At 62.4% G+C, this 22,925-nt stretch carries 25 protein-coding genes and 1 riboswitch; of the genes, 15 read left to right on the forward strand and 10 right to left on the reverse strand.

The features are described from left to right. Window positions 1-123: 123 nt before the first annotated feature. From EJ075_RS24435 to EJ075_RS24445, 3 genes are read right to left on the reverse strand one after another with little or no spacing between them, the layout of a single operon-like run. On the reverse strand, window positions 124-1,449 hold the full coding sequence (locus EJ075_RS24435; RefSeq protein ID WP_126106076.1) for an ATP-binding protein: 1,326 nt from the start codon (window positions 1,447-1,449) through the stop codon (window positions 124-126). Then, window positions 1,446-2,210 (reverse strand): response regulator transcription factor, encoded by a 765-nt coding sequence (locus EJ075_RS24440; RefSeq protein ID WP_164547177.1) that lies wholly within the window; start codon window positions 2,208-2,210, stop codon window positions 1,446-1,448. The genes EJ075_RS24435 and EJ075_RS24440 overlap by 4 nt, the downstream gene beginning before the upstream one ends. Before the next feature lie 28 nt (window positions 2,211-2,238). Further along, window positions 2,239-3,096, reverse strand: coding sequence for a MipA/OmpV family protein (locus EJ075_RS24445; protein WP_126106077.1), 858 nt, complete (start codon window positions 3,094-3,096; stop codon window positions 2,239-2,241). A gap of 424 nt (window positions 3,097-3,520) precedes the next feature. Between EJ075_RS24445 and mgtE the strand changes: the two genes are divergently transcribed. Continuing rightward, on the forward strand, window positions 3,521-4,951 hold the full coding sequence (gene mgtE, locus EJ075_RS24450) for a magnesium transporter (protein WP_126106078.1): 1,431 nt from the start codon (window positions 3,521-3,523) through the stop codon (window positions 4,949-4,951). A 151-nt stretch (window positions 4,952-5,102) separates the two neighbouring features. Continuing rightward, window positions 5,103-5,489, forward strand: a complete 387-nt coding sequence (locus EJ075_RS24455; protein WP_023685221.1) for a MerR family DNA-binding transcriptional regulator — start codon at window positions 5,103-5,105, stop codon at window positions 5,487-5,489. A gap of 19 nt (window positions 5,490-5,508) precedes the next feature. On the opposite strand, the gene EJ075_RS24460 is transcribed toward EJ075_RS24455, so the two are convergent. The 3 genes from EJ075_RS24460 to EJ075_RS24470 all read right to left on the reverse strand — a co-directional run bounded on the left by EJ075_RS24460 (window position 5,509) and on the right by EJ075_RS24470 (window position 8,265). Continuing rightward, window positions 5,509-6,000, reverse strand: coding sequence for an isoprenylcysteine carboxylmethyltransferase family protein (locus EJ075_RS24460; protein ID WP_095483466.1), 492 nt, complete (start codon window positions 5,998-6,000; stop codon window positions 5,509-5,511). Further along, window positions 5,997-7,001, reverse strand: a complete 1,005-nt coding sequence (locus EJ075_RS24465; RefSeq protein ID WP_126106079.1) for a DUF1624 domain-containing protein — start codon at window positions 6,999-7,001, stop codon at window positions 5,997-5,999. The genes EJ075_RS24460 and EJ075_RS24465 overlap by 4 nt, the downstream gene beginning before the upstream one ends. 82 nt (window positions 7,002-7,083) lie before the next feature. After that, window positions 7,084-8,265, reverse strand: a complete 1,182-nt coding sequence (locus EJ075_RS24470; RefSeq protein ID WP_126106080.1) for an aromatic ring-hydroxylating dioxygenase subunit alpha — start codon at window positions 8,263-8,265, stop codon at window positions 7,084-7,086. A 140-nt stretch (window positions 8,266-8,405) separates the two neighbouring features. After that, window positions 8,406-8,599, forward strand: a riboswitch (cobalamin riboswitch). A 36-nt stretch (window positions 8,600-8,635) separates the two neighbouring features. On the opposite strand from EJ075_RS24470, the gene EJ075_RS24475 reads away from it, so the two are divergent. From EJ075_RS24475 to cobO, 4 genes are read left to right on the forward strand one after another with little or no spacing between them, the layout of a single operon-like run. After that, on the forward strand, window positions 8,636-8,815 hold the full coding sequence (locus tag EJ075_RS24475) for a CbtB domain-containing protein (protein ID WP_095483469.1): 180 nt from the start codon (window positions 8,636-8,638) through the stop codon (window positions 8,813-8,815). Between the two features lie 15 nt (window positions 8,816-8,830). Then, complete coding sequence (locus EJ075_RS24480; RefSeq protein WP_095483470.1) at window positions 8,831-9,610, forward strand: CbtA family protein; 780 nt, start codon at window positions 8,831-8,833, stop codon at window positions 9,608-9,610. Then, complete coding sequence (cobU, locus tag EJ075_RS24485; protein WP_095483471.1) at window positions 9,603-10,130, forward strand: bifunctional adenosylcobinamide kinase/adenosylcobinamide-phosphate guanylyltransferase; 528 nt, start codon at window positions 9,603-9,605, stop codon at window positions 10,128-10,130. The genes EJ075_RS24480 and cobU overlap by 8 nt, the downstream gene beginning before the upstream one ends. 1 nt (window position 10,131) lies before the next feature. Continuing rightward, window positions 10,132-10,749 (forward strand): cob(I)yrinic acid a,c-diamide adenosyltransferase, encoded by a 618-nt coding sequence (gene cobO / locus EJ075_RS24490; RefSeq protein ID WP_095483472.1) that lies wholly within the window; start codon window positions 10,132-10,134, stop codon window positions 10,747-10,749. Window positions 10,750-11,115: 366 nt separating this feature from the next. Here the strand turns inward: cobO and cbiB are convergent, their stop codons facing one another. Further along, on the reverse strand, window positions 11,116-12,084 hold the full coding sequence (cbiB, locus tag EJ075_RS24495; protein WP_126106081.1) for an adenosylcobinamide-phosphate synthase CbiB: 969 nt from the start codon (window positions 12,082-12,084) through the stop codon (window positions 11,116-11,118). Between cbiB and cobD the strand changes: the two genes are divergently transcribed. Together cobD and EJ075_RS24505 are read left to right on the forward strand one after the other, a co-directional pair. Then, window positions 12,083-13,123 carry a threonine-phosphate decarboxylase CobD gene (gene cobD, locus EJ075_RS24500; protein ID WP_126106082.1) on the forward strand — a complete coding sequence of 347 codons (1,041 nt, stop codon included), beginning with the start codon at window positions 12,083-12,085 and terminating at the stop codon, window positions 13,121-13,123. The genes cbiB and cobD overlap by 2 nt on opposite strands. A 116-nt stretch (window positions 13,124-13,239) precedes the next feature. Further along, window positions 13,240-13,749: a tyrosine phosphatase family protein gene (locus tag EJ075_RS24505; RefSeq protein ID WP_126106083.1), complete on the forward strand. Its 510-nt coding sequence runs from the start codon at window positions 13,240-13,242 to the stop codon at window positions 13,747-13,749. A gap of 58 nt (window positions 13,750-13,807) precedes the next feature. Here EJ075_RS24505 and EJ075_RS24510 read toward each other — a convergent pair whose 3' ends face one another. The 3 genes from EJ075_RS24510 to EJ075_RS24520 all read right to left on the reverse strand — a co-directional run bounded on the left by EJ075_RS24510 (window position 13,808) and on the right by EJ075_RS24520 (window position 15,728). Then, window positions 13,808-14,311 (reverse strand): GNAT family N-acetyltransferase, encoded by a 504-nt coding sequence (locus EJ075_RS24510; protein WP_095486740.1) that lies wholly within the window; start codon window positions 14,309-14,311, stop codon window positions 13,808-13,810. Between the two features lie 158 nt (window positions 14,312-14,469). After that, window positions 14,470-15,273 carry a creatininase family protein gene (locus EJ075_RS24515; protein ID WP_126106084.1) on the reverse strand — a complete coding sequence of 268 codons (804 nt, stop codon included), beginning with the start codon at window positions 15,271-15,273 and terminating at the stop codon, window positions 14,470-14,472. 71 nt (window positions 15,274-15,344) lie between these two features. Continuing rightward, window positions 15,345-15,728, reverse strand: coding sequence for a RidA family protein (locus EJ075_RS24520; protein ID WP_126106085.1), 384 nt, complete (start codon window positions 15,726-15,728; stop codon window positions 15,345-15,347). Between the two features lie 253 nt (window positions 15,729-15,981). Between EJ075_RS24520 and EJ075_RS24525 the strand changes: the two genes are divergently transcribed. The 7 genes from EJ075_RS24525 (at window position 15,982) to EJ075_RS24560 (ending at window position 22,924) form a co-directional block, all read left to right on the forward strand. Next, window positions 15,982-16,986 (forward strand): ABC transporter substrate-binding protein, encoded by a 1,005-nt coding sequence (locus EJ075_RS24525; protein ID WP_126106086.1) that lies wholly within the window; start codon window positions 15,982-15,984, stop codon window positions 16,984-16,986. A gap of 9 nt (window positions 16,987-16,995) precedes the next feature. Continuing rightward, the gene (locus tag EJ075_RS24530) at window positions 16,996-17,826 is read left to right on the forward strand and encodes an ABC transporter ATP-binding protein (RefSeq protein WP_126106087.1); all 831 of its coding nucleotides are present in this window, start codon (window positions 16,996-16,998) and stop codon (window positions 17,824-17,826) included. Then, window positions 17,813-18,664: an ABC transporter permease gene (locus tag EJ075_RS24535; RefSeq protein WP_126106088.1), complete on the forward strand. Its 852-nt coding sequence runs from the start codon at window positions 17,813-17,815 to the stop codon at window positions 18,662-18,664. The genes EJ075_RS24530 and EJ075_RS24535 overlap by 14 nt, the downstream gene beginning before the upstream one ends. Before the next feature lie 186 nt (window positions 18,665-18,850). Beyond that, window positions 18,851-20,152: a cytosine deaminase gene (locus tag EJ075_RS24545; protein ID WP_126106089.1), complete on the forward strand. Its 1,302-nt coding sequence runs from the start codon at window positions 18,851-18,853 to the stop codon at window positions 20,150-20,152. Beyond that, window positions 20,152-21,549 carry an FAD-binding oxidoreductase gene (locus EJ075_RS24550; RefSeq protein ID WP_095486733.1) on the forward strand — a complete coding sequence of 466 codons (1,398 nt, stop codon included), beginning with the start codon at window positions 20,152-20,154 and terminating at the stop codon, window positions 21,547-21,549. Before EJ075_RS24545 ends, EJ075_RS24550 begins: the two co-directional genes overlap by 1 nt. Window positions 21,550-21,755: 206 nt before the next feature. Further along, the gene (locus EJ075_RS24555; RefSeq protein ID WP_095486732.1) at window positions 21,756-22,337 is read left to right on the forward strand and encodes an NAD(P)H-dependent oxidoreductase; all 582 of its coding nucleotides are present in this window, start codon (window positions 21,756-21,758) and stop codon (window positions 22,335-22,337) included. Next, complete coding sequence (locus tag EJ075_RS24560) at window positions 22,337-22,924, forward strand: NAD(P)H-dependent oxidoreductase (RefSeq protein WP_126106090.1); 588 nt, start codon at window positions 22,337-22,339, stop codon at window positions 22,922-22,924. Before EJ075_RS24555 ends, EJ075_RS24560 begins: the two co-directional genes overlap by 1 nt. Window position 22,925 lies beyond the last annotated feature (1 nt).

Here is a 22,925-nt window from a genome sequence, read left to right on the forward strand (position 1 = left end):
GCCCGCGGTCGAAGCGAGCGCAGGTTCAACTATATAGGGATTCCGGCCTCCATCGGCAAACATTGAGAGACCCAATTTTGCTGCCCTGGTCCAACACACCGTGTCCTCTCGGGGCGGGCCGTCTTATGACGGCTGGACATTTGGTTCATTCGGCAGATCGACGGTAACGACGAGCCCGGTTGGCTGGTTGTCCTGCAATTCGATCTTGCCGCCGTGCCCCTGGATGATGTCCGCAACGATCGACAGACCCAGACCGAAGCCATGCTTCGACGTACCACCGCGCGACGTGTCCTCCTTGAAGAACGGTTCGAAGACGCGGGCGCGCGCGAGTGTCGGAATGCCCGGCCCATCATCGACGACCGCGATGCGCGCCGCTGTATCGGTCTGCGTCAATGCGACGGTGACGTTGCCGGCGAACCTGACGCCGTTGTCGCAGAGATTGGTGATCGCCCGCGCCAATGCATTGGGTTTGCACCAGCCCAGAAGCCGGTCCGGCCCGGAATATGAGACCGGAAACCCGACGTCCGAAAATTCGGCGCAGACGGTTTGCAGCACGCTGGCAATGTCGGCGCGCTGCAGCTTCTCTGTCGAGACGTCGTTGCGCAGATAGGTCAAGGTCTCGTCTACCAGATCTTCAATATGCTGGATATCGGACAGCATCGCGGTTCGGATGAGCCCATCGTCCATGCGCTCGGCGCGAAGCCGCAGCCGCGTCAAAGGCGTGCGCAGATCGTGGCTGACGCTGCGCAACATGCGTGTCCGGTTTTCGATCATGGTCCGGATGCGTGTTCTCATCCTGTTCAGCGCGCGCGCCAGGCCGACCATTTCGATGGAGCCGCGTTCGACGAAAAGCTCGTCGCCATTCTCGATCTCGGCCGAACCGACAGCCGTCGAGATGCGTTTCAATGGATCCGTCACGGCCCACACCGCAAACAGCCAGATCAGGGTGGGCAAGGCGATGAAAGCCATAAACTTGTAGAATAAGGAATGGACGAGGTCTGAGGTCAGTAAGGTATCGGGCACTCCGAAATGAGCCAGGATGGTCTGCTGATCCAGGCCGATGACAAACGCGGATTGACCGTCGATGGTCAGCCATCGCCCGTCAATCGGCCTGTCTTCGACCCCAAGAAGCCATTCGATGTTTCGCCATTGCAGATAAGAATATGGAATACTGTCGGTCTTTTCCTTCGAAATTATCTTGAAATCCAGGCCCGCACGAGCCGTCGCTGCGAGGATCTCGTTACGAGCTGTCGCTGGTGCTTTGCGCAACAGGCCGGCAATCACGCTGGCTCGCACGACGCTGTCGTCGATGACCGGCAGGTCGATATTCCTGGTAAAGCTTTCGATGACCGATCCGGTGGACAGGATCACAAATACCGCGACGAGAATGATTGCCGCAAGTTGCCCACGCACTGACTGCGGCAGGCTGCGACGGATGAAATTCCTCATGCTTCCTCCACCGTCGCGGTGAAGATGTAGCCACCCAGCCGAACAGTTTTGAGAAGCACCGGATCGCGCGCGTCCTTTTCGATCTTCTGGCGGATGCGGCTGACATGGACGTCGACGCTTCGCTCGATCGGTCCGGCGAGCCCGGCATGAGTGACGCCGAGAAGCTCCTCGCGCGACAGAACCCGGCCGGCGTTGCGGCAGAAGGCGAGCAGCAGGTCGAATTCATGCGTCGTAGTCGAAACCCGCGCATTGCTCGGATCATGCAATTGCCGACGGATAGGGTCGAGGCGCCAGCCGTTGAAGAGAAGCGCCTTCGACCAATCCCGCTCTTCGGGAGCGTAGGCCGTCCGGCGCAGCAACGCCCGTATCCTGGCCGTCAGCTCGCGCGCGCTGAACGGTTTCGTCACGTAGTCGTCAGCGCCGATCTCCAGTCCGAAGATACGGTCGATTTCTTCGCCAAGCGCGGTCAGCATCAGGATCGGAACGTTCGTTTGCGCGCGAAGACGGCGGCAGATGCTGAGGCCGTTTTCACCGGGGAGCATGACATCGAGCACGATGAGATCGAACTTCTGGTTGCGAAGCGCGGCGTCCATCCGGACGCCGCTCTCGGCTATTTCCACGATCATGCTGTTTTCAGTGAGCGTCTCGCCCAGCATGCGCGCGATCTCGACATCGTCTTCGACAATGAGGATGCGCCAAACTTGCCTTGTCGATTTGGACTCGGCGTTCAAATCGCCCTGGTGCCGTGCGACGTTTGCCATTGCCTGGACTGGTAACCTGTGTGGGCGGTTAGAACCGATATCCGACGAGAAGCATGCCTGAAGGCTGGATCTTTTCGACGACGATCGGACTGTCGGCGGCGTCACCCACGAGAACGCCGATTCCCGCTTCGCCGCGCACCATCCAGTTCTGGTTGAGCATATATGTGGCGGAGACCGAAAAATCGGCGCGCTTCAACCCGGCGCCGGCATCGTACCGCGCCAGCCCGGAGCGAGCCGATTGTTCCGGTGTGACGCCGAAATAGGCCTGCATATGATTTTCGTCGGCGAAGACGGCGGAAGCGCGGGCGCCGATCATCAATGATTGGGACAGCGGCTGGCTGACCTCGATCCCGACTTCACCCACCAGGCCATCGCTGCCGCCGATTGTCTTGTCCACTTGCGCGAAGATTTCAGCCGGGCCAAAATTCACGGCGGCCTTCCCGCCGACGGTGGCGCCCATGCCGATGTCTCCCAGCCCGCGCAGACGGTCGGCATCGTCTTCATCGCGGCCCATTTCATAACCAAGCCGCGCGCTGAATGCGAACCGGTCTTGTTTATAGATGGCAATGTCGGCGCCTGTCGGATCGATCGTTACCACGTCACGGAATGTCGCCGTGACAAAGGGCACCGGCATGATCTTGAACTCGTCGCTGCCCTCGTATTTTGGAACGATGATCGCGCCGCCGCCTACGACAACATGCCAGTCGGCCAGTTTTTGCTCGATGCGCCCGAAACGGGAAGGTTCGGGCGGTGGGAGGAAATCGTCTGAATTCACGGCAATGGCGTCGGCGGCAAGCGCGGTCCCCGGATGCGTTGAGAACAGGATGGCCATCGCTGCAAGAGATGCCCGGCCGGCAAATATTCCAGAGTCCATTTTGGCGAACATGCGTGCTCCAGTATAGCGAGGCGATAAGCCCCCGATGCTCTCACCATTTCAGATGAAAGTGGCCGCATGCGTGAAGTGATGTTAAGTTTTGTTGCGCAATCGTGGTTTCATCTTGGCGCCTCTACGAGAGAACGATGATGCCAGATAATCGATCCGTTCCCGCTTCGGACGATCAGGAGTAAACGATCGCCCGTCCGCTAATCCAAGTCGCATCAGCCTTCGCCTCCCTGCAGGACAGGGCGCATTTTCGTTTGATATTCCCGCGCGTTGCGTCATAGAGCGGCGGACTATCAAGTCTAGACGTGCCGCCGCTCTATCTTTGTGTTTGGGCATCGGATTTTGCCAAAACCGGTTTCCACTTTTGGGCTCGATGCTCTAGACCTGACGGGCACCTTTTCCGGAATTCTGATGGCGGGAGGCGCTGGTGGAAGGCCAGGACGAACAGACGACCGGCGCCAGGGCCGCTGAGGATAGCCACGCCGACATTTATGGCGAGGACGGCGCCATTCTGTCGTCGTTCCTTGCCCAGATCGGCGCGGCGATCGCTGATCGCGACACGCTGACGCTGAAGCGTGAAGTCGACGACCTGCACCAGTCGGAACTCGGCGATCTGCTCGAGGCGCTTCATCCCGAGCAGCGCCGCGCGCTGGTCGAATTGTTGGGCGCCGACTTCGACTTTTCCGCGCTGACCGAGGTCGACGAGGCGATACGCCGCGACATCGTCGACAATCTGCCCAACGCGCAGATCGCGCAGGGGGTGCAGGACCTCGATTCCGACGACGCGGTCTACATCCTCGAGGATCTCGAAAAGGAAGACCAGGACGAAATCCTGTCGCAACTGCCGTTCACCGAGCGGATCAGGCTGCGCCGCTCGCTCGCCTATCCCGAAGAGACCGCCGGCCGCCGCATGCAGACGGAGTTCGTCGCGGTGCCGCCGTTCTGGACGATCGGCCAGACCATCGACTACATGCGCGAGGACCAGAACCTTCCCGACCGCTTCAGCCAGATCTTCGTCATCGATCCGAGCTTCAAGCTGCTCGGCGCCATCGACCTCGACCAGATCCTGCGCACCAAGCGTTCGGTCAAGGTCGAAGAGGTCATGCATGAGACCAGGCACGCCATTCCGGCCAAGATGGACCAGGAAGAGGCGGCGCGCGAATTCGAGCAATACGACCTTCTCTCCGCCGCCGTCGTCGACGAGAATGACCGGCTGGTCGGCGTGCTGACGATCGACGATGTCGTCGACGTCATCCAGCAGGAAGCAGAGGAGGATCTGCTGCGCATGGGTGGTGTCGGCGACGAAGAACTCTCGGACAGCATTTTCTCGACCTCGCGCTCGCGCGTTCCGTGGCTGCTGGTCAACCTCGGGACGGCCTTCATCTCGGCCTCGGTGATCAGTATGTTCGGCGCGACGATCGAGGAAATGGTCGCACTTGCCGCACTGATGCCGATTGTCGCCTCGCTGGGCGGCAATGCCGGCACGCAGACGATGACAGTGACCGTGCGCGCGCTCGCCACACGTGACCTCGATATCTACAATGCCGGTCGCGTCATTCGCCGCGAGGTTGTGGTCGGCTTGCTGAATGGCATGGTCATTGCGGCGATCCTCGGGCTGGTCGCCGGCCTCTGGTTTCACAATCCCGACCTCGGTTTCGTCATTGCCGCGGCGATGATCGTGAACATGCTGGCCGCGGCACTCGGCGGCATTCTGATTCCGCTGTTCCTCGACAGGCTCGGCGCCGATCCGGCGATTTCGTCATCAATCTTCACGACGATGATTACCGACGTTATCGGTTTCCTCGCCTTCCTTAGCCTTGCAACCTGGTGGCTGCATCTGGGCGCCGGAGCCGGATAAGGCACTTCAATTGACTTTTACGTAAGTTGCGTGCGAAGTTTTGACGGAGAGCCAACCGATCGATTCCGGTACGGGACGAGCCGCTTTTGTGAATGAAGGGCATCGCCGCATGATGGGTGATCGCGCCGCTTTCCGGGCATTTGGAGTGATGATGCGGGAATATTATTCGATCACAGAACTGACCCGCGAATTCGATGTTTCGACGCGGACGCTGCGCTTCTATGAGGACGAGGGGCTGGTGCAGCCGGTACGGCGCGGCCGCACGCGGCTGTTTCGCCCGTCGGACCGGCATCTCATCCGCCAGATCATGCGCGGCAAGAGGCTCGGCTTTTCGATCAACGAAATCCGCGAAATCATCCAGATGTACAAGGAGCCGCCCGGGGAGGTCGGTCAACTCAATCTGATGATCAAGCGCATCGAGGAAAAGCGAGAGGATCTGCGCCAGAAGCGCCGGGACCTCGAAGAGACCCTGGCCGAGCTCGACCAGGCTGAGGAATCCTGCGTCGAGCGACTGGTGGAGCTCGGCGTCAACACTTGAGTGGCCTTTGCCGCACGCCTCAAATCCAGCGCCGCACCTTTTTCGCGTAATCCCGGTATTTCTTGCCGAATTTCGTCGCCAGGACTTTCTCCTCGCCTTCGATCGCCATCTTCTGCGTTGCGAAGGCCGCGATGATCGCCAGCGGCAGGAACCATACAATCCCCGAGACAAGGGCCACGCCGATCAGCAGCAGCGTGTTGGCCAGATAAATCGGGTTGCGGCTGACGGCGAAAGGGCCTGATGTGACCAGGTGGTCCGGCACGGCGTTTGGGTGGAGCGTCGTCTTTGCCCGGATCATGGTGCGGATCGCCGTGAACCAGAGTGCGACGACGCCGAACAATGCCACCCAGCCGGCCGCGAACAGGATGTCGCCTAGAAGGCCGCCGATCCATGGAAGCGGATAGAGCAAGCCAAGCGCGATGCTGACGGCGATGGCTGCGAGATAGATCAGTGGCGGCCACGGTATAAACCCCGGTTTAGGCTGCCCCGGTTTAGGCTGATGGTCGGTCATTGTGCTCCTCCCTCCATCAAAGTGCTGTCGGCTTTGGCTGTGCAGGCGCCGGCGAGCTCGTCGAGATGTGCCTTCCAGTCTGCAGCCTGGTCGTTGCTGTAGAGCCGATCAAGCGTGGCCTCGCCCTCGAGCGTATCGAGCATGCACACACAATAGCTGGAGCAGAACTCCGTGTCGCGCGATTGCTCGCACGACATCTGGCATTCTTTCAGGAAGCTCACCTGCCTGGTTTCGACCGGTGCCGGCATGATCTGCGAAAACAGCCAGACCGAGCCGATCAGCACCGGCTGGTGGATCAGATAGAAGGCGAGGCTGTGCCGGCCGATAAAGACCAGCGGATTTGTCCAGCGGGCAGGCGTGACGCTCGCCAGCCGCGTCAGCATGCCGGAGGCGGAGCTGAGCTTTGCCGCCGCGATGCCCGCAAGCACGGCGCCGAACCACGGCAACAGCGGGACATAATCGTTGGAGCGTGGATTGGTTGCCGACAGGCCGACCCACCACAGGGCCGGATGGTCGAAGGTCCCGGACCTGAGATAGAGCGGAGCGGTGATGACGAAAGCCGCGACGACAAGCGTCAGCAGCGCCGGCAGCCGCAGAAACGCCAGGCCGAGCAGGCTGGCCAGCGCGATCTCGTGCAGGATGCCGAAGAAGATGAAGCTGTCGGGCGTGGCAAACCTTGTGGCGGCCGATATGGCGAGCGCCGCCCCGGCGACCATGGCGAAGCGTTTCCAGAAGCCGTTCCAGCGGATCTGTTTGCCATGGGCGAGGAACAGGCTGACGCCAACCAGAAACAGGAAGGTCGAAGCGATGCAGCGCGCGTAGAACTTCCACCAGCCGAAGGCGGTCAGGCCGGGATCGGTATAGCCGAAGAATTCGAGATCCCAGGTGAAATGGTAGCTCGCCATGGCAAGCAAGGCGATGCCGCGTGCGACGTCGATGGCGATAATGCGCTTCGGCTTCGATTGATCCTGAACGGGGGCGATTGGCGTAAGGATGCTCATGGTCTCGCAATCTGATTCAGCACTGCAAGACGACTATCACGGTTGCCCCGGACAAAAGAAGGTGGGCCAAACTCTCCGATGTTCAGGGCGTTGGTGAAAGGGCTGTGTGGCGTTCGCGCACCCAGTTGTGGAAGCGGTGCAATTCATATTCCTCGGGCATCAGAACGCCCGCCTCGTGGCGCATCGAGCGCAGGCCCTTCTGGTTGACCTCGCAGATATCCGCGTCTTCCTCCAGCACCTGCCTGCCGAAGGCGACGATGTTGTCGATATCAGCCGTTGGATCGGCGAGCGCTTCGGGCGAAAAAAGCCATTCGGCGGTCAGTTCGGTCTGCTCCGGGCCGAGCGGCACCAGCCGCACGGTGCGGACATAATCGACATGGCCGACGATGAACATCGACGGCAAATTGGTGGCATAGGTCTGCCCGGCGGTACGCTCGGCGGACGTCAGCTCGGGAAAGACCGGGCCGTGGACGCGCCCGTCGCGCGACCAGGTTTCGGCTCCGGCCCGCAGGCCACCGGAAAACTCCGGCGCGTCATTGTCGGCGCAACGGGCCCATTCCGGGTCGTCGTGCCGCCCCATCAGGCCGCGGCCATAGATCGGCACCAGCCGAGACAGGTCCTTGTGAACGCCCGGGCAATGCAGGCACTCGTTGAAGTTCTCCCAGAAAATCTTCCAGTTGCAGTCCATCACCTTGCGCAGCACATGGCCCGACACCAGCGTCTCCAGCGGCCAGTTGGCGAGATTGCCGGATGCGGGATCGAAGGATGTTTCGGCCGAACCGGCGGCGTCTTCCCTGAGATTGACGAAGACGAAACCGCGCCACACCGACAGTGCGACCCGATAGAGCGGATGATCGGCCTTGTCGAAGCCTTCAGGTAGCGATTTCGACGGCACGCGCACGAGATCGCCACGCAGCGAATAGGACCAGGCGTGATAGGGACAGGTGATGAGCCGCGCCTTCAGCCGTCCTTCGCTCGCCTGGCAGAGCTGCGAGCCGCGATGCCGGCAGGTGTTATGGAAGGCGCGCAGCTCGCCGGTCTCGTCGCGCAGCACGACGATCTCCTGCGTGCCGACACGGAACGTCCTGAACGCCAGCGGCTGGGCAAGGTCGGCCTCGCGGCAGACGAGCAGCCAGCTTCGATACCAGATGGCGTCGAGATCGCGCTGATGGGCGTCGATGTCCCAGTACGCCGACGACGGCAGCGTCGGTTCAAGTCGCGTCAAACCGTTATAGGGATCGTGCTCGCTCGGGCTGGGTTGCATGACCGCCTTCCTGTGATGCTCCAGCCGACACCCGGCCGCGAAAATTGTCAATCACGGCGCCGGCTGGCTGGCCTGCCAAGACGGCGCATTCGCGCTGGTAGCTGGCGGAATTTGGTTTGCCGGGCGTTACGATTCTGCCTATAGTCGCAGCCGTCGTCGGTTCCTTTGGAACCAAGAGGGAATGCGGTGAGGGCAAAATTTGCCCAATGCCGTGGCTGCCCCCGCAACTGTGTGCGGTAGTCCTCTCCATATGCCACTGAAGAGTTTCTTCGGGAAGGTGGGGAAGGGCGCTGATCCGCGAGCCAGGAGACCTGCCGGCGACAGGAGAACTGACTTCTATGCCCTCGGGTGGAGGGCGAAAGGACAAGACATGAATACCGCTTCCGTCTCGCTCGGCGCTTCCGTCTCCTCGCAGTCGCGCTTCTTGCAGCTGGCGCTTGCTGCATTTCTCGGCATTTTCGTCATGGGCTTTGTCGGCTTCTCGCATATCGATGCGGTCCACAATGCTGCTCACGACTATCGCCATTCGATGGCGTTTCCCTGCCACTGACGAGGGGCTGACATCATGACATTGTTTCGCAACGTCGTGTTCATCGCGGCGATCGCAGGGCTTGTGGCCGGCGTCGTCCTCGCCTGCATGCAGGCCTATGCCACCGTGCCGCTCATCCTGAAGGCGGAAGTCTACGAGCAGGCCGGCGGCGGCCACGCGCATGACCATGCCGCGGCGCCGATAGCACCTGCCGAAAACGCAATGAGCACGACTGCTATGAGCAGCGCCGCACCGGCTGAAGCTGCCGCTCCGGAAGACGAAGGCTGGGCGCCGGCCGATGGCTTCGAGCGTTTCGTCTTCAATATCGCTGCCAATGTCGTTACCGGCATCGGCTTTGCTCTGATCCTGGTCGCCGCTTCGGAGTTTGCCGGCGGCATCGGCAATTGGCGTCAGGGCCTGTTCTGGGGGCTCGCTGGCTTTGCCGTGTTCACGCTGGCTCCGAACCTTGGCCTGCCGCCCGAACTGCCGGCGATGCCGGCCGCCGATCTCGCCCAGCGCCAGATCTGGTGGATGGCGACAGTGGTGGCGACAGCGGCCGGTCTCGGCCTGCTTGCCTTCCGCAAGTCGCTGCCGCTGGCGCTGCTTGCCGTGGCGTTGATCGTGGCGCCGCATATCGTCGGCGCGCCGCAGCCCGACAATTTCGAGTCGCCGATCCCGGAAGGTCTGCATCACCAGTTCGTGGTGGCGGTGACGCTGACCAATCTGGTGTTCTGGCTGGTGCTCGGCGCCGTCGTCGGCGTGGTGCGTGGCCGCTTGACCGGCACGGCGACGAGCCTGCGCGACAGCTTTGCCTGATCGCGTTGCTTCCGGCGGGACGCTGACGCTGGTCATCGGCGGTGCGCGCTCCGGCAAGAGCGCGCATGCCGAAAGATTGGTGACGGCCTGTCCGGCGCCGTGGACATACATCGCCACGGCGCAAGCCTATGACGACGAGATGCGCGAGCGCATCGCGCTGCACCGATCGCGGCGCGGCGAGGGCTGGACGACCATCGATGCGCCGCTCGATCTCGTCGGCGCGATCGAGGCCCTGCCTGACGGCCGGCCTGTCCTGATCGACTGCCTGACGCTGTGGCTGACCAACCATATGCTGGCCGAACATGACATTGAGGCTGAATGCCGGGGGCTGGCCGATGTGTTGTCGCGACCGCGCGGGCCATGGCTCGTGGTCTCCAACGAGGTCGGCCAGGGCATCGTGCCGGACAATGCGCTCGCCCGTCGGTTTCGCGATGCCGCCGGCCGGCTCAACCAGCAGGTCGCGACGATAGCCGATACGGTGCTGATGATGGTGGCGGGACTGCCGCTGAAGGTGAAATGACATGGCTGATACTATCGAACCCAAGGACGAAGAACGCCACCGCGCCAAGATGGCCAAGCGCAAGGCGGTGCAGGACGCCGAGGTCGCGGCAAAGACGGTCGAGAAGGGGCTGCTGATCGTCAACACCGGCCCCGGCAAGGGCAAGACCACCGCTGCCTTCGGGCTGGCGCTGAGGATGCTCGGCTACGGCAAGCGCGTCGGCGTCGTCCAGTTCATCAAGGGCAAATGGCACACCGGCGAGAAGGACGCCTTTGCCGTTTTCGGCGATCGGGTCGTTTGGCACACGATGGGCGAGGGTTTTACCTGGGAGACTCAGGATCTGAAGCGCGACATCGCTGCCGCCGAAGCTGCCTGGGCCAAGGTGCTCGAGCTGATGGCCGATCCGTCGATCAGCCTTCTGGTGCTCGACGAGCTGAACATCGCGCTGCGCTACGACTATCTCGATCTGGACAAGGTGGTGGCGGCGCTGAAAGGGCGCCGCGAGGGTCTGCACGTCGTCGTCACCGGCCGCAACGCCAAGCCGGCGCTGGTCGAGGCGGCCGATCTGGTCACCGAGATGGGCGTGACCAAGCATCACTTTTCCGCCGGCGTGAAGGCGCAGCAAGGCATAGAGTTCTGAGGGGTTTTGCCCGCGCCTCTTCTTCCTTCTCCCCTTGTGGGAGAAGGTGGATTGGCGCGCAGCGCCAAGACGGTTGAGGGGTGCTGGCCGGAGCGCTGTTGGTGCCAAGCTGGAACACCCCTCATCCGGCCGCTTCGCGGCCACCTTCTCCCACAAGGGGAGAAGGGAAAGCCGCACGAAGCGGCTCGCCCCGGAATGGTAAGAGTGAGGGGCAGCGCAAACCTGAAGCGATTGGCCACTTCGTGGCCCGAAATCGATTGCTTTGTGACGGCAGTTATGCTAGGAATTTATTCATGGTGCTGATTTGCGCCAGCGACCCGCCCCCGAGGCGGGTTTTGTTTTAGCCGATCTCGACCGGATTAAACGTCACGCAGCGATGACGAGCACCGACAGCAAGCCGAACAGCGCGATCAGCAGAAGGTCGGCCGTCCGGTAGAGTTTCAGCGCCCGCCTGATGTCGATGCTTTCCGCATCGCGGCGGCCGCCTTCGCCCATGAATGCATCATCGACCATGACGCCGTCATAGGAACGCGGGCCGGCGAGTTCCAGGCCGAGCGCGCCGGCCATCGCCGCCTCAGGCCAGCCGGCATTGGGCGAGCGGTGCTTTTTCGCATCGCGCTGCAGGGTGCGCCAGGCATTGCCGGCATCGGCGCCTTTGACGAAGAAAGAGGCAGCCACGATGAGCAGCGCGGTCAGCCGTGACGCCGGCAGGTTGATCAGATCGTCGAAGCGCGCCGCCGCCCGGCCGAAGGCCTCGTGGCGCGGCGTGCGGTGGCCGATCACCGAATCGGCGGTGTTGGCGGCCTTGTAAGCGACGCCGCCGGCCAGGCCGCCGACGCCGATCCAGAAGACGGGCGCGACGACGCCGTCGGAAAAATTCTCGGCCAGGCTTTCGATCGCCGCGCGGCAGACGCCGGCTCTGTCGAGCTTTTCCGGATCGCGGCCGACGATCCGCGAGACGGCAACACGGCCGATGTCGAGCCCGCCATTGTCCAACCCGTCGGCCACCGCCTCGACATGCTCGGCCAGGCTCTTCTGCGACAGCAGCGACGTCGCCAGAATTGCCGTGAGGACCAGTCCGGCGGGAATGCCCGAAAGCATGGTTTCCACTGCGAAGGCGATGGCGGCCGGCACCAGCACGATGATCAGCAGCGCATGAACACCGCGCCGGCGACGCAGGGCGTCGGAATCAGTATCGCGGTTGAGCCTGGTATCGAGAAAGGATATCAGCCTGCCGAACCAGGTGACGGGATGGCCGATGGCGCCGAACAGCCAGGCCGGGTAGCCGACAGCGAATTCAACAACCAGTGACAGGAAAGCGATCAGGATCGACATGAAGTCTCTTGATGGAGTGGCGACAGTGGTGGATCACGGCGGAAGCCTTGGCCGGGCGAGGGCGCTTTTCCCGCACGCGCCACAACCCTTCGTCGACCTCTCGACCGGTATCAATCCGCACTCCTATCCGTTTTTCGAGTTGCCCGCCACCGCCCTGTCGCGGTTGCCGGAAGCCGCGCGGGTCAATGATCTGGCTGATGTCGCGGCAAGCGCCTATGGCGCGCCATCGGCAGCGAATGTGATGTCGGCGCCGGGCACCCAGATCCTGTTGCCGCGCGTCGCCTCGCTGGTGCGCCCCGGCAAGGCGCTGGTGCTCGGGCCGACCTACGCCGAACATCAGCGGGCGGCGGCGATCGCCGGCCATGCTGTGATGGAGGTCGATGATTTCGAAGCCCTGGCAGGAGCCGACCTTGCCATCGTCGTTAACCCCAACAATCCAGACGGGCGCATCATCGAACGCAAGAAGCTGCTTGCGCTTGCGGGAAAATTGCGCGCCAGAGGCGGGTTGCTGGTCGTCGACGAGGCGTTCATGGATGTCGGTCCGCTGGGCGAAAGCCTGACCGGCGATGTCGAGCAAGGCGGCATCGTCGTATTGCGATCCTTCGGCAAGTTCTTTGGCCTCGCCGGGCTGCGGCTTGGCTTTGCACTGGCCGACACGCTGGCGGTCGAGCGGCTGGAGGCGCAGTTCGGGCCATGGGCGGTCGCCGGACCGGCGCTCGAATATGGGATCCGCGCACTTGCCGACACCGGTTGGCAGGCCGAGATGCGACGCCGTTTGGCCGAGGATGCGGCGCGGCTCGATGCGCTGTTCGGCCGCTTCGGCGTGCCTGTCGCCGGCGGCACCACGCTGTTCCGCTATGTCAGGCTGACGGACGCCGCCGGCCTGTTTTCGGCACTTGGCGAGCGTGGCATCCTGCTTCGTCATTTCTCCGGCCGGCCGCATGTGCTGCGCGCCGGGCTGCCGGGTCCGGAGGAAGAATGGCAGCGGCTCGAATCGGCTCTTGCCGACTGGGCGCAACAGCGCGACGATAACGCCTAAAGCGCGTCGCATTTGAACGGATTCATGCGACGCGCTTTAAGTTCTTGTTTTTATGCATGTCGTTGTCGCAAAACCGCTGCGCACTTTTGCGCGACATGCATTAGGAGATCCAAGCAATGATCCATGTCTGTTCGCTGTCGAAGGTCGAGGAAACGGTCGCGAAAACCGGCGCCGAGCGGCTGCTTTCCCTGCTGGCTGCCGGTACCGAGGTGACGCGCCCGGCCTCGATCATCAGGGAAAACCATCTGCATCTGATCATGCACGACATTGCGGTGGCGCAGGACGGCATGACCATGCCGGGCGAAATCCATGTCCGTGACTTGCTCGATTTTGCGCGCCGATGGGATCGTGCGAGGCCGCTGGTCGTACATTGCTATGCCGGCATCAGCCGTTCGACGGCCTCGGCCTACATCATCGCGGCGGCATTGGCGCCGAAGCGCGACGAGGTCGAGTTGGCGCAGACGCTGCGTGCGCTATCGCCCTCGGCGACGCCCAATCCGCGGCTGATTGCGGTCGCCGACGCGCTGCTTGATCGCAACGGCCGCATGAGCCGCGCCATCGAGGCGATTGGGCGCGGCGCGGACGCCTTCGAAGGCACGCCGTTCGCGCTGAAGATCGATGGCTGATTCTGGTCAGAACCTGATCCATCCCGATCTGGATGGGCTGCGCCTGTTTTCATCCAAGCTATTTGATGACCCTTTCCATGTACCGCGTAGCTTCCTCCAAGCCCTTCGGTGCCGGTTCGAACGGTTCGCACTCTTGAAAGCCGAACTGGCGGTAAAGGGTGATCGCATTCGTCATGAATGAAACTGTCACTAGGTTCACCTTTTGGCACCTGGACTGCTCGATAGCATCGAGCGCCGTCGCAAGTAGGCGGGCGCCTACGCCTTTTCCTCGTTCTTCCGGACGCACGAAGAGCTTAATGATCTCGGCAACATCTCCATGACTGACGTAGCCGACGCAACCTAAGGCGACAGAGCCAGCCCGAGCGAGGTACATGCCTGTGCTGGGCGAGGTGCATTTCTCCAACAAGCTCGCGGCATCGTCAGAATAGTAGGCGGAAATCACATCTTCGGACGGAAGTCCGTGCACGCCGCATTGTGCAACGTCCCATTGGCCCATCTCCGCGATGAGTGCGCCGGCTTCATGGAAGTCAGCAAGCGTCAGTGCCTTTGTGACGACAACCATCGCGCACCCATGGATGTGAGACTAGAAGCAACCGGCGATACTTTACTTTACGCACGGTCTGGAAAGTAGCGCCATCAAAAGTGGCTGTCTGCCTTGAACCTCAAGCGCGGCGTGTGCAGAAATCCGCATTTTGGCTCACCTTGACCTGAAACAGACCCCTAGGCCAGCCAATCGACCAGCTTGGCCTTGCGCAAATCCTTCAACAGGCTGATGAAACCGTCGGCCTGATGGATGGCGGTAAGCCTGCCCTTTTCGGCCGTTGCAATGCTGGCATCGCCGACCACGCCGTTCGGGTTGAGATCGGTGGCGATCCAGGCGAAGGCGTGCGTTCCGGTGTGGCGCAGCAGCGAAAATTCCTTTTCGGCGCGGGCGACGTTGGACACGAAATTGTCGGCCCTTGCCATGTCGACCAGATCCGGCCGGAAATGCAGCATCAGCGAGGTCTCGACATCGCCGCCATGAATGCCTTGGCGGTCCTCAAGCGCGGTATACATGCCGGCCGGCCGGCCAAAGCGCTGCCAGCTCGTCTTCACCGCCAGCATCTTTGCACGCACGCGCAATTCGCGCGTGATGATGCCCATGATCTCCTCGTTGCCGCCATGCGAGTTGACGACGATCAGTTTCCTGATGCCGGCCCGCGCGATCGACAGGCCAAGCTCGGTCCAGGCCTCGATCAAGGTTGCCGCCGGCAGAGTGAGGGTCCCCGGCGCATGCAGGTGCTCGTTCGACTTGCCAACCGCCTGGACGGGCAGGATGCGAATGTCGAGATCACCCGGCAGGCGGGCGATCACCGTGTCGAGCATGCCGGTCATGATCGAGGTGTCGGTCGAAACCGGCAGATGCGGCCCGTGCTGTTCGATCGCTGCCACCGGCAGAACGGCGATCGTCGCCTCCGGGTCGATGGTGGCATATTCGGTGGTCCGGTAATCGCCCCACCACACGCGTTTTTTTGGAACGGTCATGTCATGCCTTCTCGATAGACTAGCCTTTTCGATGCATGGCCAGACCTAGCGCGGGAAGGATCGCCTGTCGATCACCCTGCCGCGATGACCTCGATCTCGACCTTGAATTCCGGCCGCGCGAAACCGGACACGATCATCAGCGTCGAGGCGGGTGCCCGGCTGGTGAACAGGCGGTCGCGGACGTCCATATAGGGCCGCAGGAAAGCGCGGTCGGTGACATAGGCGTTGATGCGGACGATGTCTTGAATTCCGAGCCCAGCCTCGCCGAGGATCGCCGCTATGTTTTGGAAACAGAGTTCGGCCTGGGCGCCAGCATCCTCCGGGATTTGATCATCCACCGTGATGGCGACCTGTCCCGAGCACAACACCAGCCTCTTGCCCGGAGGCACCTCGACGCCATGACTATAGCGGGCGAAGGGCGGCTTGATCGATTTCGGCGTGAGGAATTTGAACATGACGATCTCCAGTCTCCGCCAGCCTAAAGCGGGATTGGTGGCCCCTTCAAGATGCAGTGCATGCTATCAGGGCGATTGTGGACAGGCGTTCAAAAAATAGGCACGATGCCTCCGGTACAGCATGACCAGTCCGGCCTTCGCGCACCACCGTGGCGCAAGCGGGCGGTCCCGGCGATGGCATGTGTCTTGCTTCTTGAATCGATGGTGTCGAGCCCGGCGCGTGACGCGCCCGAGCCAACAAAGGGTGGTGTGGATGGACGGAAACCTTAAGATTTCGGCTGGTGCGATCGTGCTGGTTGCCGCGAGCACGCTGAGCGCGGCAGCAAATGAGAAGGTCACCTTCGGCACCAACTGGCTCGCCCAGGCCGAGCACGGCGGCTACTATCAGGCGGCCGCTGATGGCACCTATGCCGCTTGCGGGCTCGACGTAACGATCATGCAAGGTGGCCCGCAGGTCAGCGGTCGGCCGCTGTTGCTCGCCGGCAAGATCGACTTCTACATGGGCGGCAACATGCTGCAGGCTTTCGACGCCGTGCAGCAGGAGATTCCGCTGCGCGTGGTCGCTGCCTCCTTCCAGAAAGAACCGCAGGTGATCATGGCCCATCCGGGTCAAGGGCTCGACAAATGGGAGGATCTGAAGAACGCGGACCAGTACATCATCGCTGACGAAGGTGCACAGAGCTTCTTCCAATGGATGGTAACGGAATTCGGCTTCGATCCGGCCAAGCGCGTGCCCTACACCTTCAACCCCGCACCTTTCATCGCCAATCCAAAATCGATCCAGCAAGGCTACGTGACGTCGGAGCCCCATGCCGTCGCCAAGGAAGGCGGCTTCCAGCCCAATTTGTTCCTGCTCGCCGACTACGGCTTCGACACCTATGCGACGACGATCGAGACCATGCAGGCCACGATCGACAAGCGGCCGGAGGTGGTTCAGTGCTTCGTCGATGGCTCGGCCAAGGGCTGGTACAACTATCTCTACGGCGACAACGCTGCCGCCAACGCGGCGATCAAGAAGGATAACCCCGACATCAGCGACGAACAGATCGCGTTTTCGATCGAGCAGATGAAGAAATTCGGCATCGTCGATTCCGGCGACACGGAAAAACTCGGCATCGGCGCGATGACCGACGCGCGCATCCAGAGCTTCTACGACAAGATGGTCAAGGCCAAGGTCGTGCCGGCCGATATAGACATCAAGAAGTCCTACACGCTGGCTTTCGTCAACAAGGGCGTCGGGATCGACCTGAAGAAATAGCACCCGGGCATGATGCAGGAGAAAGTGGCGCAAGCGCCGGCGAGCGCATCGGGCACGGGTCCGATGCTGTTGGCGCTGCGCGGCGTCGGCAAGGTCTTTTCCAACGGTGTGACAGCGCTCAGCGCCGTCGACCTGACGATCCGGGAAGGCGATTTCCTCAGCCTTCTCGGGCCCTCCGGCTGCGGCAAGTCGACGGCGCTGCGGCTGATTGCCGGCCTGTCGACGCCGACCTCCGGCCTGCTCGACTGGCGCGGCAGCAGCTCTGTCGATCGCTCTGACATCGGCTTCGTCTTCCAGGAGCCGACGCTGCTACCCTGGGCCGATGTCTTCGACAATATCTGGCTGCCGCTGCGGCTGAAGGGCGTGTCGCGGGCCAAGGCTGCGCCTGTCGTGATGGAGATGCTGGCGCGGGTTCACCTGACCGGGTTCGAGAACGCGGTGCCGCGCGAGCTTTCCGGCGGCATGAAGATGCGCGTCTCGATCGCCCGCGCCATGGTGACCAAGCCGCGCGTTCTGCTGATGGACGAGCCGTTCGCAGCACTGGACGAGATCACCCGCTTCAAGCTCAACAACGATCTTCTGGAGCTATGGCAGGACGAGCGTTTCACCGTCGTCTTCGTTACCCATAGCGTCTTTGAAAGCGTTTTCCTCTCCAACCGCGTCGTGGTCATGGCGGCGCGACCGGGCCGGGTGTTCAAAGAACTCGCCATCGATGCGCCCTATCCGCGCAACGAGACCTTCCGTACCTCGCCCGACTATGCCGCGCTCTGCCGCCAGGCATCCGATGTGCTGATCGGCGCCATCAACTCAACCGCCGGACCCCATCATGACGGCCATTGAAGAACACGCACTGACGCTCGACCCCGAGGAGGCGCGTCGCGTGCGCCAGGAGCGGCTCGAGCAGATCGGCCGATGGGTGCTGCCGCTGGCGATCATGATCCTGGCGATCTGGCTGTGGGATCGAATCTGCGTCTGGAACGACATTCCGAAATATATCCTGCCGCGCCCCGGTGTGGTGCTGCAAACGCTGTTCGACGATGCCGGGCTGCTGTTCTCCTCGCTGCTGGTGACGCTCAAGATCACCTTCCTCAGCCTGCTTCTGGCCGTCATCGGCGGTGTCGGGCTGGCGGTGCTGTTCGCGCAATCGAAATGGGTGGAGATGTCGTTCTTCCCGTTTGCCATCGTCCTGCAGGTGACGCCGATCGTCGCGATCTTCCCGCTGATCAACATCTATGTCGACAACCAGACGACGAAGCTTCTGCTGTGTGCCTGGATCGTCGCCTTCTTCCCGATCCTGTCCAACACCACACTCGGCCTCAATTCCGTCGACCGCAATCTGCGCGACATGTTCAAGCTCAACGGCGCGACCCGCTGGCAGCAATTGCGTTATCTCAGGCTGCCGGCGGCGATGCCCTATTTTCTCGGTGGGCTGAAGATCGCCGGCGGCCTGTCGCTGATCGGCGCGGTGGTGGCGGAGTTCGTCGCCGGGGCCACCGGCCAGTCGTCGGGGCTTGCCTCGCGCATCATCGAGGCCGGCTACCGGCTCAACGCACCGCGGCTGTTCGCGGCGCTGATCCTGATCTCGTTCACCGGCATTCTGATCTTCCTGGTGCTGTCGCTGATCTCGCATCTCATTTTGCGGCGCTGGCATGAAAGCGCGCTGAAGCAGGAGCGGTAAGGTGGGTGAAATGTCTGCGCGAAACACCCCCCTCTGTCCTGCCGGACATCTCCCCCTCAAGGGGGGAGATCGGCTGCATGTTTTGTTTTCGCCAATCTCGGACGCGGCAAAGGAAGCGCCTCGGTCGAAGCTGCCAATCTCCCCCCTTGAGGGGGAGATGTCCGGCAGGACAGAGGGGGGTAAGGCTTGATACCGGCCTCTGGTTCTTATCATCTTGCGAACGTCCGACTTCATGCGTCACTGACGCCGGGCCTTGCCGCAGCCTTCGACGCCGACGGGTTTGCGCTCGCCAATATCGCCGTCGCCGACGGCAGGATTTCCAGCGTCGTCGCGCATCGCCAGTCCAATACACCGGCAGGCACGATCGACCTCGGCGGCCGCATCGTCATGCCGTGCTTTGTCGACTGCCACACCCATATCGACAAGGGCCATATCTGGCCTCGAAAACCCAATCCCGACGGCACGTTCATGGGCGCGCTGAATGCCACCGGCGCTGACCGCGCTGCCCGTTGGAGCGCGGACGATGTTGCCCGCCGCATGGATTTTTCGCTGCGCTCAGCGTACGCGCACGGCACCAAAGGCCTGCGCACCCATCTCGACAGCGTCGCGCCGCAGGAGGAGATCTCCTGGCCGGTGTTCGAGACGATGCGGGAGCAATGGCGCGGCCGCATCGAGCTGCAGGCGGCCTGTCTGCTCGGCATCGAAGGCGTGCGCGACGGGAAATGGTTCGAAGGATTGGCCAAACGCGTCGCCGCGGCCAAGGGCGTGCTCGGCGTCGTCACCTACATGCTGCCGGACCTGGAAGAGCTTCTCGACCAGGTGTTTGCGCAGGCGATCAAGCTTGGCCTCGACCTCGATTTCCATGCCGACGAGACCGACGCCGCCTCGGCGATCTCGCTGAAGAAGATCGCCGAGGCGGCACTATGGAACGGTTTTGAGGGAAACATCCTTGTCGGCCATTGCTGCTCGCTGGCACGCCAGCCCGATCTCGATGTGCTGGACACGCTGGACAAGGTGGCGAAGGCGCGGCTCGCCGTGGTGTCGCTGCCGATGTGCAATCTCTATCTGCAGGACCGGCGGGCTGATAACACCACGCCGCGCTGGCGCGGCGTGACGCTGCTGCACGAGATGAAGGCGCGCGGCATTCCAGTGGCCGTCGCCTCCGACAACACCCGGGACCCGTTCTACGCCTATGGCGATCTCGACATGCTGGAGGTCTACCGCATGGCGACGCGTATCCTGCATTTCGATCACCCGGTCGGCGATTGGCCGCAAGCGGTGACTTCGACGCCGGCCAAGGTGATGCGGCTCGATGGTTTCGGCATGCTTGCCGCAGGCAGCGCGGCCGACTTCGTCGTCTTTAGGGGGCGGAGCTGGACGGAATTGCTGTCGCGGCCCGAATCGGATCGCATCGTGGTGCGCGATGGCCGCGCCATCGAGCGCCACTTGCCCGACTATGCCGAACTCGACGAGCTGATGGTGAAATGATGGACATTTCGGCACTGAAGCGCGACCTCGACGGTCTGAAGATCGACGACCATCCGGCGATCGTCCAGCAGAAGAGCCGCGATTTCTACTGGTACAGCCCGGTGCTGAAGCAGCAGCTCGACCATGTGACCGGCGACCTGATCGTGACGCCGAAGACGGAAGACGAGGTGATCCGCGTGCTCGCCGCCTGTCACCGGCATGGCATTCCGGTGACGCCGCGCGGCAGCGGCACCGGCAATTATGGGCAGGCTATGCCGCTGTCCGGCGGCGTCGTGCTCAACCTTGCCGAGATGAATACGATCAAGACGATTGCGCCGGGCCGCGTCGTGACCGGGCCGGGTGCCGTGCTTGCCGACATCGACAGAGCGACGCGGGCGCATTCCGGACAGGAGCTTCGGATGTCGCCGTCAACCTACAACACGGCGAGTATAGGCGGCTTTGTCGCCGGCGGTTCAGGCGGCATTGGCTCGATCCGCTGGGGCGGGCTGCGCGACCTCGGCAATGTCATCAGGCTCAGGACCGTGACGATGGAGGCGGAGCCTCGCATCATGGATCTTACCGGCGAGGAGGTGCTGAAGGTCATGCATGCCTACGGCACCAACGGCATCATCACCGAGGTCGAGATGCCGCTGACCGCAAGCTACGACTGGATCGATGTCATAGTCGGCTTCGACGATTTCATGGATGCAGCCGGTTTCGGCAATGGTCTTGCCATCCAGGATGGCATTCTGGCGAAACTGATCACGCCGATCGCCGCTCCGATCCCCTATGACTATTTCAAGCGGCACCAGAAATTCTTCCGGCGCGAGCAAAGCATCGTCGTCTGCATGATCGCGTCGCATGCGATGGATGCCTTTGTCGCCCTCACCGCACGCAGCAAGGGCGAGATCGTCTTCCGCGCCGACAAGGAGGCCGATCTCAAAGGCCTGCCGCCGGCCTATGAGCTGACCTGGAACCACACGACGCTGCGTGCCATCAGGGTCGACTCGACGATTACTTATCTGCAGACCCGCTATCCCTCGCCGGATCACCTCGCTTACGTCAAGGCGATGATCGATCGCTTCGGCGACGAGGTGCCGACGCATCTCGAATTCATCCGCTTCGATGGCGCGATCGGCGTGGCCGGACTGCCGCTGGTCCGCTTCACGACAGCGGAGCGGCTCGACGAGATCATCCGCATCCATGAAGACAATGGCTGCTGGGTCTTCAATCCGCACCGCTACACGCTGGAAGAGGGCGGCATGAAGCAGACGGACGAGGTGCAGCTCGCCTTCAAGCGCGAGACCGATCCGCAAGGGCTGCTCAATCCCGGCAAGATGATCGCCTGGGAAAACCCGGACTACGACTATCGCTCGGGCAAGTCGTTCCTGTTCAAGGGGTTGGAGAAGGCGGGTTGAACGATGACGAGCGTGTGGCGCTGTACCCCCCTCTGGCCTGCCGGCCATCTCCCCCTCAAGGGGGGAGATTGGCAGTTTCTACGCCTCGATCCCCTTGCCGCGTTGGTGTTTGGCAAAACCGATGGTGACGGCCAATCTCCCCCCTTGAGGGGGAGATGCCCGGCAGGGCAGAGGGGGGTGCCTCGCGCCAACCTGCGAGCACTTCAATGAAAATCCTCGTGCTCTACGCCCATCCGGTCGAGGCCAGCTTCAATGCCGGTTTGCACAAGGTGATCGTCGAGCGGCTGACGGCCGCTGGCCATGCCGTCGACGATTGCGACCTCTATGCCGAGAATTTCGATCCCAGGCTGACGCGCGCCGAACGGGTCAGCTATCACGACGAGCGCGGCGCCGCTGATCCGGCGGCCGCTTATATCGAGAGGCTGCAAAAGGCCGAGGCGCTGGTGCTGTCATTCCCGGTGTGGAACTACGGCTATCCGGCGATCCTGAAGGGGTTCTTCGACCGCGTTTTCCTGCCTGGCGTGTCGTTCAAGCTGGTCGACGGCAAGGTGAAGCCGTCGCTGCACAACATCCGCAAGCTGGCGGCGGTCACCACCTATGGCGGCAGCCGGCTCCATGCAATGCTGATGAGCGACCCGCCGCGAAAGCTGGTCAAGCGTGTGTTGCGCGCCACGGTCAAGCCAGGCGCCTCCGTTTCCTATCTCGCGCATTACTCGATGAACCTGTCGACCGATGAAACGCGGAAAAGATTCATGGCGAAGGTCGCCGCCAGCATGGATGCCTTCTGATGCGGGTCCTGGTGGTTTACTGCCATCCTGTGCCCGAAAGCTTTTGCGCCGCGATCCGGGATAGTGCCATCGAGGTGCTGAAGGCGAGGGGCTGGGAGGTGCGGCTGCTCGACCTCTATGCGGAGAATTTCAATCCGGTCATGGGCTGCGGCGAGCGACGCTCCTACAATGAGCATGCCCCGCAGGACCCGGCGCTCAAGCCGCACATCGACCACCTAAACTGGGCCCAGGCAATCCTCTTCATCTATCCGACATGGTGGTACGGGCTGCCGGCAATGCTGAAGGGGTGGCTAGACCGGGTCTGGGCGACCGACGTCGCCTTTAAGCTACCAGCGGGCAAAGGACGGATTCAGTCGCTGATGAGGCATGTGACGAAGATCGGGGTGATCACGACCTGCGGCGCGCCGACCTGGTGGAGCGTCGTCGTCGGACAGCCGGGACGCAAGACAATCCTGCGCGGCATGCGGGCGCTCTGCGCCACCCGCTGCAAGACGTTCTTTCTGGCCCACTACCTGATGGACGCGTCGACGCCAAAGACGAGGGCGGCATTTCTGGAGAAAGGAAGAAAGAAGCTGGAGCGCTTCTGAG

It is taken from the genome of Mesorhizobium sp. M6A.T.Cr.TU.016.01.1.1, assembly GCF_003952585.1.
In the GTDB taxonomy this organism is placed as follows: domain Bacteria; phylum Pseudomonadota; class Alphaproteobacteria; order Rhizobiales; family Rhizobiaceae; genus Mesorhizobium; species Mesorhizobium mediterraneum.